The sequence below is a fragment of the Kitasatospora sp. NPDC086801 genome (assembly GCF_044745805.1).
GTDB lineage: Bacteria > Actinomycetota > Actinomycetes > Streptomycetales > Streptomycetaceae > Kitasatospora.
Map to the genome: position 1 here is coordinate 36,090 of NZ_JBIVAX010000002.1, position 15,296 is coordinate 51,385.

The 15,296-nt window shown below is 72.2% G+C and carries 6 protein-coding genes; 1 reads left to right on the forward strand and 5 read right to left on the reverse strand.

The genetic code is table 11. From position 1 onward, the window contains the following. Nucleotides 1-43 precede the first annotated feature (43 nt). From ACIPLC_RS03545 to pulA, 4 genes are all read right to left on the reverse strand, one after another. Nucleotides 44-265 (reverse strand): hypothetical protein, encoded by a 222-nt coding sequence (locus ACIPLC_RS03545; RefSeq protein WP_400470701.1) that lies wholly within the window; start codon nucleotides 263-265, stop codon nucleotides 44-46. A gap of 180 nt (nucleotides 266-445) precedes the next feature. Beyond that, the gene (locus ACIPLC_RS03550) at nucleotides 446-2,185 is read right to left on the reverse strand and encodes a carbohydrate-binding module family 20 domain-containing protein (protein ID WP_400470703.1); all 1,740 of its coding nucleotides are present in this window, start codon (nucleotides 2,183-2,185) and stop codon (nucleotides 446-448) included. Nucleotides 2,186-2,424: 239 nt separating this feature from the next. Then, entirely contained in the window at nucleotides 2,425-4,761 is a 2,337-nt protein-coding gene (locus ACIPLC_RS03555; protein WP_400470705.1) for a M4 family metallopeptidase, read from the reverse strand. Between the two features lie 550 nt (nucleotides 4,762-5,311). Next, the gene (gene pulA / locus ACIPLC_RS03560) at nucleotides 5,312-10,816 is read right to left on the reverse strand and encodes a pullulanase-type alpha-1,6-glucosidase (RefSeq protein ID WP_400470707.1); all 5,505 of its coding nucleotides are present in this window, start codon (nucleotides 10,814-10,816) and stop codon (nucleotides 5,312-5,314) included. 317 nt (nucleotides 10,817-11,133) lie between these two features. On the opposite strand from pulA, the gene ACIPLC_RS03565 reads away from it, so the two are divergent. After that, the gene (locus tag ACIPLC_RS03565) at nucleotides 11,134-12,099 is read left to right on the forward strand and encodes a phosphatase PAP2 family protein (protein ID WP_400470709.1); all 966 of its coding nucleotides are present in this window, start codon (nucleotides 11,134-11,136) and stop codon (nucleotides 12,097-12,099) included. Nucleotides 12,100-12,204: 105 nt separating this feature from the next. Here the strand turns inward: ACIPLC_RS03565 and ACIPLC_RS03570 are convergent, their stop codons facing one another. Then, a complete protein-coding gene (locus ACIPLC_RS03570; RefSeq protein WP_400470711.1) occupies nucleotides 12,205-15,237 on the reverse strand; it encodes a bifunctional [glutamine synthetase] adenylyltransferase/[glutamine synthetase]-adenylyl-L-tyrosine phosphorylase in 3,033 nt (1,010 codons plus the stop codon). Nucleotides 15,238-15,296: the final 59 nt, after the last annotated feature.

The window sequence follows — 15,296 nt, forward strand, 5'->3', positions numbered from 1 at the left end:
CCAACCTCGCTTCCCGGGCAGGGAGTTCGGCGCCCTGCGGCGGTCACTCGTCGTGCGAGTAGCGGTAGCGGAGCGGGCCGCCGTCCTCGTGCAGCCGGTAGACGCTGGTGGTCGGCCAGTACTCGCCGCTCTCGGCGGCGGGCAGGCGGGCCCGGAGCAGCATCCGCAGCGCGGGCGGCGGGGCATCGGCGTTGACGCGCTTGCGGTGGCCGTCCCAGCGGCCGCCGCACAGTTCGAGGTCGAGGACGAGGGGGGTGGCTCTCATCCCGCGATGGTGTCAGCGTCACCGCGCCAGCCGAGGTTTAACCCGGCGCGGCCACCCGCACGAGGGACCCCCGTCAGGCCAGGCTGACGAGGGTCCCAGGGCGGCGCGGAGGCGCCACGGGCACCGAGGACGCTACGACCGCGCCGAGGAACGCCGGCGAAGCCACCTCCGCCACGGCCGCTACGGCCGCCAGGTGTCGTTCAGGGTGACCAGTCCCGAGGCCGGCGCGGTCGCCGTCCGGTTGGCCCCGGATTCCCAGGTCACCGCGCCGCTCGCGTCCTTGCGGACGTACTTGTACTGGAAGGCCGTGCCGACCGGCAGCGCGAGCGACAGCGACCAGACCGGGTAGCCGGCCGAGGAGAGCGGCAGCGCCTTGGCCGGGTCCCAGCCGCCGAGCGCGGCGATGTCGCCGACCACGGAGACGTTCTGGCCGTTGACGGTGGTCGCGTTGACGTTGAACGAGGCGCCGGAGGTGCTGGCCGCCCCGCCCGGGACGTACAGCGCGATCGCGTCGCCCGCGCCGACCGTCGCGGTGAACTGCCCGTTGGCGCCCACCTGGTAGGTCGGGCCGGTGCAGCCGCCGCCCGGCTGCGGGTCGCCGTGCTGGACGTCGCAGTAGGTGCCGGCCGCGAGCCCGGTCTGGAACGTCCGGGTGATCGGGCCGCTCTCGTGGTTGAGCGCGACGTAGCCCTTGTTGCCGCGGCCGAAGGCGATCGCGTTGCTGCCGTCGGACCACCAGTTGGTCACGCCGGTGCCCGCGACGGCGTTGCGGAAGCCGACCATGTTGGCGATCTGCCGCCAGGCGTGGGTGCAGTTCCAGCCGTCCTGGTAGCAGGCGTTGACGGTGCCGCCGTTGGGCGGGCCGGCGTCGTTGTTGGTGAAGGCGTAGCCGGAGTAGACGTTGGGCGCGCCGTACGGCGAGGCGAGCAGGAAGACGTTGGCCAGCGTGTAGGTGTTGCCGTAGGTGTAGTTGAGGGTGGAGCCGTTACGCTCGGTGTCCCAGTTGTCGACGAAGGAGCGTGCCTGGCCGCTCGGCAGGTAGCCCCAGGAGGCGCCCCAGCCGGCCAGGTTGGCGAGCTTGTCGCTGGTGAACATCCGCTTGAGGTCGGTGCCGACGCGGAACTCGTCGACATCGCCGGTGCCGGTGTACTCGGTGGGCTGGATCGGTTCGCCGGCGCCGTAGATGACCTCCTGCACCCAGTAGGCCTTGGGGTTGGCCGTCTTCGCCTTGATCGCGGCGAGGTCGCCGGCGGCGATGTGCTTGGCGGCGTCGATCCGGTAGCCGTCGACGCCGAGGGAGCCCAGGTCGTCCAGGTAGCGGGCGATGGTCTGCTGGACGTACGCGCTGCCGGTGTCGAGGTCCGCGAGGTTGACCAGCTCGCAGTTCTGCACGTTGGAGCGGTCCTGGTAGTTGGTGATCGGCTGGCGGCAGGAGTGGAAGTCCTGGTCCTGGTAGGTGCCGGGGTAGGTGTACTTGGTGTACGCGGTGCCGCCGGTGCCGGTGCCGGAGCCGGCCGACATGTGGTTGACGACCGCGTCGGCGATGACCTTGACCCCGGCGGCGTGGCAGGTGTCGACCATGGCCTTGAAGGACGCCCGGTCGCCGAGGCGCCCGGCGATCCGGTAGCTGACCGGCTGGTAGGAGGTCCACCACTGCGGGCCCTGGATGTGTTCCTGGGGCGGCGAGACCTCGACGAAGCCGTAGCCCTTCGGGCCGAGCGTCGAGGTGCAGGCCTGGGCGACCGAGTCGAAGCGCCACTCGAAGAGGGTGGCGGTGACGTCCTTGCCGTTGTCGGCGGGTGGGGCGGCCTGGGCGGCGGGGGCGCCGAGGGAGGTGGCGAGCGAGAGCGCCAGGGCCGCCGAGGCGGCGAGCGCGCCGGCCGCGCGGGCGGTCCGGCGGGTGGGGGCGGTGGTGACCACGTCGTCTCCTGGGGGGTGGCTGGGGTGGGGCAGCCGGAGGTTGAGCTATGCAGGAAGTTTCTGTAACTTGCCGGAAACTTGCAGCGCTGAACCTAGGGCCGCCAGGAGAGAGCGTCAAGGGCCTGGGAGGAACGTTTCTGCACGGCTGGGCTCACCCGCACGACAAGGGCCCGGCAGCCGTAGCCGCCGGGCCCCTCACCTGTCCTGGTTCACCGGGCCCGCGAGGACCCGGTCCGGCCTCAGCCGGTCTGGACGGAGGTGTCGTCGATCACGAAGCTCGTCTGCAGCGAGGCGTCCTCGGTGCCGGTGAACTTCAGGGTGACCGTCTGGCCCGCGTAGGACGAGAGGTCGAAGGTGCGCTGCTGGTACCCGGCCGCGGCGTCCGCGTTGGAGTACGTCTTCAGCGTGGTGCCGTTCACCGACACGGCCAGCTTGTCGTACGCGGTGCTGCCCGACTCCGCGGTGTCGATGTGCAGCCAGAAACTCAGCGTCGCCTTGCAGCCCGCCGGAATCGTCACCGTCTGCGACAGCGTGTCGGTGTGCGAGGAACCGTAGCCGTTCAGCCACGCCTTCCACGAACCACCGTGCGCCGCCTGCGAGGAGCTGTTGTCCACCACACCGGAGCTGGTCGTCCACGGCGCCGCCGAACCCGTCTCGAAGCCCTGGTTGCCCAGCAGCTGCGCCGGCGTGCAGGTGCCACCGCCACCACCCGTCACGGTCCACGTGAAGCTCGCCGTACCCGACTTGCCCGCCGAGTCCGTCACCGTCACCGTCACGCTCGACGAACCCGCCGTCGTCGCGGCACCCGTGATCGCACCCGTGGAAGCGTTGATCGCCAACCCCGCCGGCAGCCCGGAGGCACTGTAGGACAGCGGCGCCGTACCACCGGAGGCCTTGATCTGGAGGTTCACCGCACCGCCGACCGCGGTGGACTGGTTGCCCGGGCTGGTGACGGTGATGCCGCCCGGGTTGGGCAGCGAGCCGACGTTGACGGCGGCCCAGGCGGTGGCGACCGCGTTGTACTCGGCGCTGTTCGCGCCGTACAGGTCGGTGGCCGCGTTCAGGGTCGCGGTCCGGGCGGCCGCGTAGTTGGTGGTGGAGGTCATGTACGCGGTCAGCGCCTTGTACCAGACCTGCTGCGCCTTGTCCCGGCCGATGCCGGTGACGGTGATGTTGTTGGCCGTCGGGCTGTTGTAGCTGACGCCGTTGATCACCTTGGCGCCGCTGCCCTCGGCCAGCAGGTAGAAGAAGTGGTTGGCGACACCGGACGAGTAGTGCACGTCCAGGTTGCCGACGCCCGAGTACCAGGAGTCGGCGGAGGTGCCGTCCTTGGACGGCTTGTCCATGTAGCGCAGCGGCGTGCCGTTGCCGTTGATGTCGATCAGCTCGCCGATCAGGTAGTCCGGGTTGTCGGCGGGCAGGTTGGCGTAGAACTCGACCATCGAGCCGAAGATGTCCGAGGTGGCCTCGTTGAGGCCGCCGGACTCGCCCGAGTAGTTCAGGTTGGCGGTGGCCGAGGTGACGCCGTGGCTCATCTCGTGGCCGGAGACGTCGAGTTCGGTCAGCGGGTGGGTGTCGCCCGAGCCGTCGCCGTAGGTCATGCAGAAGCAGCTGTCGTCCCAGAACGCGTTGACGTAGCCGGTGTCGTAGTGGGCCCGGCTCATGGCGCCGACGCCGTCGTTGCGGATGCCGTTGCGGCCGAAGGTGTTCTTGTAGAAGTCCCAGGTGGCGGCCGCGCCGTACTGGGCGTCCACGGCGGCGGACTCGCGGTTGCTGGCCTGGCCGTTGCCCCAGGTGTCGCTCGACTTGCTGAACAGCGTGCCGTTGCCGGAGGTGCCGTTCTTCATGTCGGTGGTGTACTGGCCGCCGCGGGTGGCGTCCTTCAGCGAGTAGGTCGAGCCGCTCTGGGCGGTGGTCAGCTGCACGTTGCCGACGAACACGCCGTTGCCGGAGCCGCGCTTGATGCCGTCGGCCTTGCTGAGCACGTCGCCGGTCGTGGCGTCGGTGACCACGTGCAGCTTGCTCGGGGTGCCGTCGGACTCGCGGCCGGAGACGACGGTCTCCCAGGCGAGCTTCGGGGTGCCGTCGGCGGCCCAGACGACCAGGCGCGGCGCGGTGTCGACGGCGGCGCCCTGCTCGGCGGCGAGCGCGGCGGCCTGGGCCTTCGGCGCGGCCTGGGCCGGCGTGGTGTCGACGCCGCTGAGGTTGGCCTCGCTGGCCTTGGTCACGCTCTTGGTGGCGCCCGCGGCGTCCTGGTGGACGATCAGGTCGCCGCCGAGCACCGGGAGCCCGGCGTAGGTGCGCTCGTAGCGCAGGTGGCGGCCGCCGTTGGTGTCCTGGACGACGTCCTTGGTGACCAGCTTCTCCTGGCTGCTCAGGCCCAGGGCCTGGGCGAAGGACGCGGACTGCTGGTTCGCGGAGGCGATCAGCGCGGCCCGGGCCGACTGCGCGGTGGCGACGGCGGACGGGGCGTCGGGCGTCGCGGCCTGCGCGATGACCGGTATGCCGGTCACCAGCAGCGCGGTGGTGGCGGCCATGACAACCGCGGCCTTCCGGGCGTGAGCGTAACGGGACATGCGGACTCCTTTTCCGACCGGTGCGGGTTCGCACGCGGTGGAGAGAAACCTGGGCCGCAGGGTTGCGGCGCAGTGGGGGCCCCCGCCCTCGGTGTGCGACGGGGGTGCGGTTGCGGTGCTCACAAGTCGTTGCAGGTTTGGGACGCGCTTCGCCTGAACTGGTCAGCTGCACCGGGGGGTGGGGCCCCCTCGTCTGCAGCCGCAGGAATCGTGGCAGCAAACGACTCGTTAATGACAGATGCATGCCACGGAATGGCCGATTCATTACCGAAACCGTATGCATGACTGTTCATCAGTTGTGTTACCCCTTTGAGAACTCATGAACACGATTTTCATGATCCTGACAATGTTCGATCACTTCCGGATGTCACTGACCAGCACTCAGGGCCCCCGCCCGCACCACCCGGTGGCCGCCGGCGACGGGCGGGGGCGGCACCTCGCGCTTCCGGCCGTGCCATCGGCGCTTTCCGGCCACCGGGCGGCCAAAACGAAACGGGTCCCGCACCGCCACGGCGGCGGTGCGGGACCACGGGGTTCCGGCGTTCGTCGATCAGCCCTGGACGAACACCGCCACGGTGCGGCCCGGCACGGTGAAGGTGCCGGTCGCGGCGTCGAAGCCGGACTGCTTCACCACCGCGTCCGCGCCGCCCGCCTGCACCGGGTGCAGCGCCTGGCCCGTCCCCTTCAGGGCCGCCACGGTCTGCGCCTGCGCGGTCGGCGTGGCGTTGAACACCACGGTGACGCCCTTCTCGGCCCCCTTCAGCCCGGTGCCGTCCAGGTGCAGGGTGATCACCCCGGGCGTCTCACCGGGCGTGCCGGAGAGCGGGTAGGACAGCCGCTGCTGGACGGCGGCCAGGGTGGGCAGCGAGAACAGCGGCGAGGAGCGCTTGATCCGCAGGAACTCCTGGTACTGCGCGGAGGTCGCGCGGATCTCGGCCGCCCCCACGGTCAGCCGCGGGTTCGCCAGCAGGGACTGCGCGGTCGGCCACATCTCCTTGTTGTCGGCCGCCGGCGGCAGGCCGCGGCCCCAGCCGTTGCCCTGCGACGGGTCCCAGTGGATGGCGTTGAACCAGTCGCCCGAGTCGTAGGAGTTGGCGTCCAGCGACTTGGAGCGCAGCAGGTCGCTGCCGGCCTGGGCGAAGCCCGCGCCCTGGGTGAGCGCGGTGAGCGAGAGCCCGAGCGCCTGCATCCGGGCCCGGTCGGCGGGCGCGGTGCCGGTCGGCAGCTTGTACGCGAGCGCGTCGAACAGGTCGGTGTTGTCGTGGGCGTCCACGTACTCCACCGCCTCGCCCGGCTTGGCCGCGTACCCGGTCGGGGCTCCGTTGTAGTCGACCTGCGCGCCGGTGACGGCCCGGCCCGAGCTGTCGGTGAAGGAGTAGCCGGCCAGGTTGCCGGTCAGTCCGACCTTCAGCTGGTCCATCTGGTGCAGCAGCCGGTCCTTCTGCTCCTGCGGGGTGCCGTTGGCGGGCGAGCCGTTGGGGTCGGTGTACAGGCCCGAGGCGAAGCCCTGCTGCGGGGCGGAGTTCAGCATGAAGTTGCCGCCGCGGGCGGCGTCGCGGATCCGGTCGTCGAAGGTGGCGATGCCGGTGCCGGCCAGGTTGAGCTGGGTGGCCTGCTCGAACCGGGCGTCGTTCGCGACGACGCCGAAGTTCCAGCCCTCGCCGTAGAGGAAGACGTTCTTCCCGTCGACGCCGTCCGAGGCGGGCGTCATCTTCCGCAGCGCGGCCTGCACGTCCAGCATGGTGGACTTCGGGTCCAGGCCCATCAGGTCGAAGCGGAAGCCGTCGACCTTGTACTCGCGGGCCCAGGTGGTCACCGAGTCGACCACGAGCCGGTTCATCATGGCGTGCTCGGGCGCGGTGTCGGCGCAGCAACTGTCCGCAGTGACCTTGCCGTTGTCGTCCAGCCGCTGGTAGTAGCCGGGGACGACCTTGTCCAGCACCGAGTGCTCGGCCTGGCCGCTGGCGGCGGTGTGGTTGTAGACCACGTCCAGCACCACCCGCAGCCCGGCCTCGTGCATCGCCTGCACCATCCGCCGGAATTGGACGGTGCGCGCCGTGCCGTTCGGCTCGGTGGCGTACGAGCCCTCCGGCACGGTGTAGTGCAACGGGTCGTAGCCCCAGTTGTACGCGTCGTCGGCGGCGACGGCCGCCACGCACTCCTGCTGCTTCGGGCCGTCCGGGGGCAGGGACTTGAGGTCGCAGGCCGGCAGCTTCTGGTCGGCCCGGTTCTCCCGGATGGTGGCGATGTCGAAGGTCGGCAGCAGGTGGATGGTGGTCACCCCGGCCCGGGCGAGCTCCCGCAGGTGCCGCATGCCGGCCGACTGCGACTCGGTGAACGCCAGGTAGGTGCCGCGCTCGGCGGCCGGGACGCTGCCGTCCTCCACCGAGAAGTCCCGGACGTGCAGTTCCTGGATCTGCTGCTGCGCCGGCGGGACGGCCTTCGGGACGGTCTGCTCCTCCCAGCCCTCGGGCTTGAGCTCCTTGGCGGCGAGGTCGGCGACCAGGCTGCGCCCGGAGTCGGTGGACAGCGCGACCGAGTACGGGTCGGTGACGGTGTTGACCACCACCTGCTGCACCGAGGGCGCCCAGACCTTCACCTGGTACAGGTAGTACTTTCCGTCCAACTCGCCCTTGTCGCGGACGACTTCCCAGACGCCGGTCTCGTCGTCCAGCTTCAGCGGCAGCGTCCTCGGGGTGCCGCCGGTCGCGCCGTCGAAGACCTGGACGGACACCTCCTGCGCGGTCGGCGCCCACACCGACAGCGCCACCTTGCCCTGGTAGTAGGCCGGGCCGAAGTCCACCCGGCCGGTGCGGCGGGCGTACAGGTCGTCCAGCGCGCCGGGGGTCTGCACGCCGGTGGCGGCCAGCACGGCGCCGCTGGGCAGGTGTTCGGTGAACAGCAACTGGCTGCGCAGCGCGGCCGGGACGCGGGTGGTGTCCCGGGCGTCCACGGTGAAGGCCCGGTAGCCCGCCAGGTGCGGGAACGCGGCCTTCTGCGCGGCGGTCAGGCCGCTCTGGACGGCGTTGAGCCGGATCCACCGGCCGGGCTTGGTCAGCACGCCCTTGTCGGCGCGGATGCCGCCCTCGGGGTCGTACACCAGCTGGGCGCTGGTGCCGCCGGCCAGGGCCGCGTCGCCCGCGCCGTAGGCCGCCGGGACGACGACGGTCCTGGCGTCGATCCACTGGGCCTTGGCGGTGCCGAGGTCCACCTGCGCGGAGGCGGCGGCGTTCTGGGGCAGCAGGTGGCCCTCGCGGCCGCCGAGCAGCCACACCTCGCGGCCGTCGACGGCGAGGTCCAGGGACTGGTCGGTGGGCAGGTCCTTGTCGTTGCCCTTGTGCAGGATGTAGCTGAGGCTGGTCGCGCCGGGGGCCAGCGGCACCTCGAAGACGGCGCCGAAGGCGTCGCGGCGCACCGGCATCAGCGGCTTGCCCCAGTCGGTGGGGGTGGCGGCGCCGGTCCAGTCGTGCAGGCCCCAGCCGTCGTAGTCGCCGTCGGCCCGGTTGTAGTGGAGGACGGCGGTGTTGGCGGGCGGAGTGTTCACCGGGCCCGGGTCGGCGGTGCGCACGGTCGGGTCGCCCTGCCGGAGCCAGACCTCGCCGGTGGCGCCGACGTCGAGGTGGCGGTCGGCGTCGACGTCCTTGACACCGTTCTTCTCCACGACGAACCCGACGTCCGAGGCGCCGGGCTTGAGCTTCACGTAGGCGAAGGCGCCGTACGCGTCCCGACCGGTGAAGGCGTGCCCGGCGGGCCACTGGGTGGCCTCGCCGTCGGCGAGGTCGCCCCAGGCGTAGAGGTTCCAGCCGTCGTAGTCGCCGTCGGGCCGGTTGTAGTGCACGACGGCGTACGGGCGGGCGCCGGCCGTGGGCACCGGCTTGGGTGCGGGGGCACCGGTGGTGAAGCTCGCGGTGGCGGAGCGCAGCCGCCCGCTGGAGTCCTGGACGACGGCCTTGTAGCGGACGACCGTGCCGGGGGCGGTGGCGCTCAGGTCCTGGGTGACCAGGTTCTTCCCGGTGTCGGCGGTGCCCAGGGTCTGCCAGGGCCCGGTGCCGATCTGGGCCGCGAAGGTGACCCGGTTGAAACCGCCCCCGCCGGTCGTGGCGCCGACGGTGACGGTGCCGCTCGAACCGTCGGCCGGCGGCTGCACGGAGAGCTGCGGCGCCGCCGTGGTGGGCGCGAGCCCGGCACCCGCCTTGAACACCACCGAGGAGAGCGCCGGCACGGTCACGGTGACCTTGCGGTCGGCACCGGAGGTCGTCTTCTCCCCCGCCGACGGGTAGATCCGGTCGAAGCCCATCCCGGCGGAGAAGGTGTCCAGGGTGACGGTCTTCGCCTCGGCGGCGTTGTTGACCGCCACCAGGTACTCGGTCTGCTGCCCGGCGTCGATCCGGGAGAAGGCGTACACGCCCGCGCCGTCGGCGGCGTAGCGCTCGATCTGGGCGCCGTCGGCAAGCGCCGGGTTGTCGCGGCGCAGCTTGGCCAGCGCAGCGACGCCCTGGTAGAGCCCACCGCCCTGCCCGTACCGGTCGGCCGGGCCGGAGGGGCCGCCGAGCACCCGGTCGCCGTTGTAGGAGGGCGTCTTCGAGGCGAACATGTCCTGCCGGGCGTCCTGGTCGCCGCCCGCGCCGGTGAAGCCCTGCTCGTCGCCGTAGTAGACGACGGGCTGGCCGCGGGTGAGGAACTGGAGCTCGTTGCCGAGCCGGTCCTTCTTCAGCAGGGTGGCCTCGTCGGCGCCCGGGTCGTCGGCGAGCAGGAAGGAGCCGAACCGGCCCATGTCGTGGTTGCCGAGGAAGGTCGGCAGCTCGTACGCGTCGGTGTCGGCGGTGGTGTAGCGGTAGTCCTGGCCGTAGACGTCGGCGAGGTTCTTCGCCGAGCCGCCCTGGGAGACGTAGCTGCGGGCGGCGCCCTGGAACGGGAAGTCCAGGGTGGCCTGGAGCTTGCCCTTGGTGACGTACGGCGAGGTGATCGCCGGGTCGCCGGAGTAGACCTCGCCGAACATGAAGAACTTCTTGTTGCCCTGCTTGGCGGCGAAGTCCTTGAGCGCGGGCGCCCACTGCTGCCAGAACGCCATGTCGACGTGCTTGACGGTGTCGATCCGGAAGCCGTCCACGCCGGCGTCCTTGACCCACTGCTGGTAGACCTTCTCGAAGCCCTTCACCACCCGGGGGTTCTGGGTGTCGAGGTCGTCCAGGCCGCTGAAGTCGCCCTCGGTGGCGGACTCGCCGACGAAGGTCGAGTCGCCGCGGTTGTGGTAGAGCGCGGGGTCGTTGAGCCAGGACGGGGTCTTGGCCGTGGCGTCGGCGGGCTTGCGGAAGACCGGGGTGTAGGGGAAGGAGTCCTTGGTGAGCCGCGGCCAGGGGGCGCCCGCGTCGGCGATCGCGGTCTCGTCGACGGGGTTGCCGTCGGCGTCGAGGGTCGGGTAGGCGCCGACGGAGCGGTAGCCGTGCTGCTGCTCGGCGTCGTCGATGACGTCGGCGGTGTGATTGGTGATGACGTCGAAGAAGACCTTGATGCCGCGGGCGTGGGCCTTGGCTATCAGGTCCTTGAGCTGCTCGTTGGTGCCGAAGTGCGGGTCGACCTGGGTGAAGTCGGTGATCCAGTAGCCGTGGTAGCCGGCCGAGGTCTGGTCGCCGCTGCCCTGGACGGGCTTGTTCTTGAAGATCGGGGCCATCCAGATCGCGGTGGTGCCGAGGTTCTGGATGTAGTCGAGCCGCTGGACCAGGCCGGCCAGGTCGCCGCCGTGGTAGAAGCCCTTGTCGGCCGGGTCGAAGCCGTGGTCCAGCCGCCCGCCGACGATGCCACCGGTGTCGTTGGCGGGGTCGCCGTTGGCGAAGCGGTCGGGCAGCACGAAGTAGAACTGCTCGCGGGTGAGGTCGTGCCGCCCGGCGGTGGCCGCCAGGGCGGCGTCCGAGGGCGGGGCCGGCGGGGCGGCGGCGAGGGCCGCGGGTGCGCTGCCGAGGGTGGCGGCGGTCAGTGCGGCGGCCAGCAGGACGGCCGTGCGGCCGGGTCTGCGTCGGGGGGTGCTCCGCCGGGGGCGGAGCCGGACATCGGCCACTGAGGGTCTCCCTTAGGGGGAAGGGGTGAGCGAGTTCCCTGGAAGCTAGCGGCCTGCAATATGTTTCAGCAAGATGCAGAAACCGTTTCGTACCGGGAAACTCCAGGCCAGGACCGTTCCTGCCACCCCGATTACTCCCTCGGAGCGGTCGGCGTAACAATGGGACGTATGCCTGTCCCACCGGTAAGCACCAGACTCGACCGCACCCCCTACCCCGGTGGGAGCCGCCCCCTACCCCTCAAGGGGGACAGCCGGTGAAGAATCCACTGCCAGAGGATGATCGGACGGCAACGGGACGTCTGGCAGACTTCTCGTCCATGGGGGAACCGACCAAGATCCAGCACGGCCGCGCACAGCGCGCCGAAGCGGCGCGCGGTGACGGTTCCGGAGCACGGTCGGCCTCCTCCGGACGCCGGCCCGACGGAGCCACCCGCACCGCCCAGTCCCGTATCGCCGCACTGCGCGGCCGCATCCGGGACCAACGGCGCTCACCGGCCCGACCGAAGATCTGGTTCGAACTGGCCCTGATCGGGATCAGCTACTGGATCTACTCGATCATCCGCAACGCCGTCCCGGAACAGGCCTCGATAGCCCAGAAGCACGCGCGCTGGATCTGGGACCTGGAGCAGTCGCTGGGCATCGCCGTCGAGCGCTCGATCAACCACGCCGTGGACAGCGTCGGGTGGCTCATCACCGGGATGAACTACTACTACGCGACCCTGCACTTCGTCGTGACGATCGGCGTGCTGGTCTGGCTCTACCGCCGCCACCCCGGCCGCTACGTCGCCGCCCGCACCGTGCTGTTCGCCACCACCGCGATCGCCCTGGTCGGCTTCTTCTTCTTCCCGCTCGCACCGCCCCGGCTGATGACCGACGGCGGCTTCATCGACACCGTGAAGGTCCACGGCACCTGGGGCTCGATGGCCTCCGGGCCCGCCGCGCACGTGTCCAACCAGTACGCGGCGATGCCCTCGATGCACATCGGCTGGTCGATGTGGTGCGGGCTGGCCATCTTCTTCCTGGCCCGCCGGACGTGGGTCCGGGTGCTCGGCCTGCTCTACCCGCTGGCCACCCTGACGGTGATCGTCTCGACCGCCAACCACTTCTGGATGGACGCCGTCGGCGGCGAGCTCTGCCTGGCCGTGGGCTTCCTCACCGCCCGCTGGCTGTACCACTCCTGGGTCTTCCAACTGCCCCAGGTGCCCGCCCGGGAGACGGCGGAGGAGCCGATCACCGTCCCCGAGCAGTGGAGCGAACCCGCGGCGACCAGCGCCCGCCGGTAGACCCGAACCACCGGTAGGCCTGGACGACCGCCAGGCCTGGACGACCGGTGGACCTGAACGAGCCGAAGGGGCCCCCGACCGGGGCCCCTTTCACGTGCCCGGGCCTCAGCCCCCGTAGAACAGCCGCTCCACCACCGCCCGGGCCCGCCGGGTGGTCCGCCGGTAGTCGTCCACCAGCTCGCCGCTGTGTCCGGCGCCGTACCCGAGGTAGCGGGCCACCCCGGACAGCTCCCGGGCCTCCCCGGGGAAGCTGTCGCCGGGGCGGCCGCGCACCAGCATCACCGCCGCGCGCACCCGGGAGGCCAGCACCCAGGCCGCGTCCAGCACCTCCGCGTCAGCCCGTCCGACCAGCCCGGCCTCGGCGGCGGCCGCCAGCGCGGCCCTGGTCCGGGTGGTGCGCAGGGCCGGCAGCTCGTGCCCGTGCTGGAGCTGGAGCAGTTGCACCGTCCACTCCACGTCGGCCAGCCCGCCGCGGCCGATCTTGGTGTGCGTGGTCGGGTCGGCGCCGCGCGGCAGCCGCTCGGCCTCGATCCGCGCCTTGATCCGGCGGATCTCCATCAGGTCCCGCTCCGGCACCCCGTCGCCCGGGTAGCGCAGCGGGTCGATCAGCAGCCGGAACCGCGCGCCCAGCTCCTCGTCCCCGGCCACCGGCTCGGCGCGCAGCAGCGCCTGGCTCTCCCAGGCGTGCGACCAGCGCCGGTAGTACGCCGCGTACGAGGCGAGGGTGCGCACCAGCGGGCCGCTGCGCCCCTCCGGCCGCAGGTCGGCGTCGACCAGTAGCGGCGGCTCGGTGGACGGCGCGCCGAGCAGGGCGCGCAGCTCGTGGCAGACCGCCTGGGCGGCCCGGGCGGCGTCCTGCTCCAGCGAGCCGAGCAGCGGCTCGTGGACGAGGAGCACGTCGGCGTCCGAGCCGTAGCCCAGTTCGCGGCCGCCGAACCGGCCCATCGCGATCACCGCGATCCGGGTCGGCAGGTCGCCGTGCTCGGCCTCCCAACCGGCCGTGCAGGCCCGCAGCGCGCCCTGGAGGGTGGCGGCGTTGAGCGCGGTCAGCGCCTCCCCCGCCGTGTCCAGCGCCTCGGCCGGGTCCTCGTCGAGCCGGCCGAGGACGTCCGCGGCGGCGGTCCGGAACAGCTCCCGGCGGCGCACCGAGCGGGCGGCGGCGACGGCCGCGGCAGTGGATCCGGCCCGGCCGACGGCGGCCAGTATCTCCTGCTCCAGGGCGGCCCGGCCGCGCGGCGCCAGGCCCTGCGGGTCGCCCAGCATGGCGACCGCCTCGGGGGCGCGCAGCAGCAGGTCGGGGGCGAGCCGGCCGGCCGACAGCACCCGGGCCAGCTGCTCGGCGGCGGCGCTCTCGTCGCGCAGCAGCCGCAGGTACCAGGGGGTGCGGCCGAGCGCGTCGGAGACCTGGCGGAAGTTGAGCAGCCCGGCGTCCGGGTCGGCCGAGTCGGCGAACCAGCCGAGCAGCACCGGCAGCAGGGTGCGCTGGATCGCGGCCTTGCGGCTCACCCCGGAGGCGAGCGCGCTGAGGTGGCGCAGCGCGGCGGCCGGGTCCGCGTAGCCCAGCGCCTCCAGCCGGGCCCGGGCCGCGTCCGGGGTCAACCCGGCCGCGGCCGGCGGCAGTTCGGCGACGGCGTCGAGCAACGGCCGGTAGAACAGCTTCTCGTGCAGCCGCCGGACCTCCACCGCGTGCCGCTTCCACTCGCGCTGCAGCGCGGCCACCGGGTCGGAGCGGGTGTCGTCGTTGATCAGCGCGGTCAGCGAGCGGGCCAGCCGGCGCAGGTCCTCCGCGCCGGTGGGCATCAGGTGGGTGCGGCGCAGCCGGTAGAGCTGGATCCGGTGCTCCAGGGAGCGCAGGAAGCGGTACGCGGTGTCCAGCGAGACGGCGTCCGCCCGGCCGACGTACCCGCCGCGGGAGAGCGCGGCCAGCGCCTCCAAGGTGTTGCCGCTGCGCAGCGCCGGGTCGGTGCGGCCGTGCACCAGCTGGAGCAGCTGGACGGAGAACTCGACGTCGCGCAGCCCGCCGGGGCCGAGCTTGAGCTGGCGGTCCAGTTCGGTGGCGGGGATCGAGTCGATCACCCGGCGGCGCATCTGCTGCACGTCGGTGACGAAGTTCTCCCGGGCGGCGGCCTGCCAGACCATCGGGGCCAGCGACTCGACGTAGGCGGCGCCGAGTTCGGCGTCCCCGGCGACCGGACGGGCCTTGAGCAGCGCCTGGAACTCCCAGGTCTTGGCCCAGCGCTGGTAGTAGGCGAGGTGGCTGGCCAGGGTGCGCACCAGCGGGCCGTTGCGGCCCTCGGGGCGCAGGTTGGCGTCCACCGGCCAGATGGTGCCCTCGCCGGTGGTGTCCGCGCAGAGCCGGGTGAGGGCGGCGGCGAGCCGGGTGGCGGCCTTGACGGCCTCGTACTCGTCCACGCCCTCGCTCGGCTCGGCGACGAAGATGACGTCCACGTCGGAGACGTAGTTGAGTTCGCGGCCGCCGCACTTGCCCATCCCGATCACGGCGAGCCGGCAGGCCCGGGCGGCGTCCGGGTCCTGCTCGGCGGCGAGGTCCAGGGCGGTCTGCAGGGTGGCGCCGGCCAGGTCGGCGAGTTCGGCGGCGGTCTGCGCGAGGTCGGTGGTGCCGGTGAGGTCGCGGGCCGCGATGGCGAGCAGGCAGCGGCGGTAGGCGACGCGCAGCGCGTCCGCCGGGCTGCGGCCGCCCTCCCGGCCGCGCCGGACGCCCTCGGCGAGCGCGCGGCGGAAGTCCTCCGGGCCGGGGTGCATGTCGCGCAGTTCGAAGGTGACCAGCATGTGCCAGTCGTGCGGGTGCCGGGCCAGGTGGTCGGCGAGCGCGGTGGAGACGCCGAGCACGCCGAGCAGCCGGTCGCGCAGCGGCTTGGAGGTGGTGAGGGTGTCGCGCAGGGTGTGCCGTTCGGCCTGGTCGGCGGCTTCCAGCAGCCGGGCCAGGCCGAGCAGGGCGAGGTCGGGGTCGGCGGTGGCGCCGAGCGCGTCGAGTAGCACGGGGTCGTCGGCCAGGCCTTCCAGACCGGGGCCCGCCAGCAGCCGCACCGCCTGCGCCGGGTCGGTGAACCCGCGCCTGACCAGCCTGATCTCCGGCCGGCTGACCCGGCTCCCGGCCCGCTGCTCCTCCATCGCCATGGCCCCTCCATCCGTCCGCCCCAGCAGGTTACGCGCCCTGACGGCCCGGCGCCGGACAC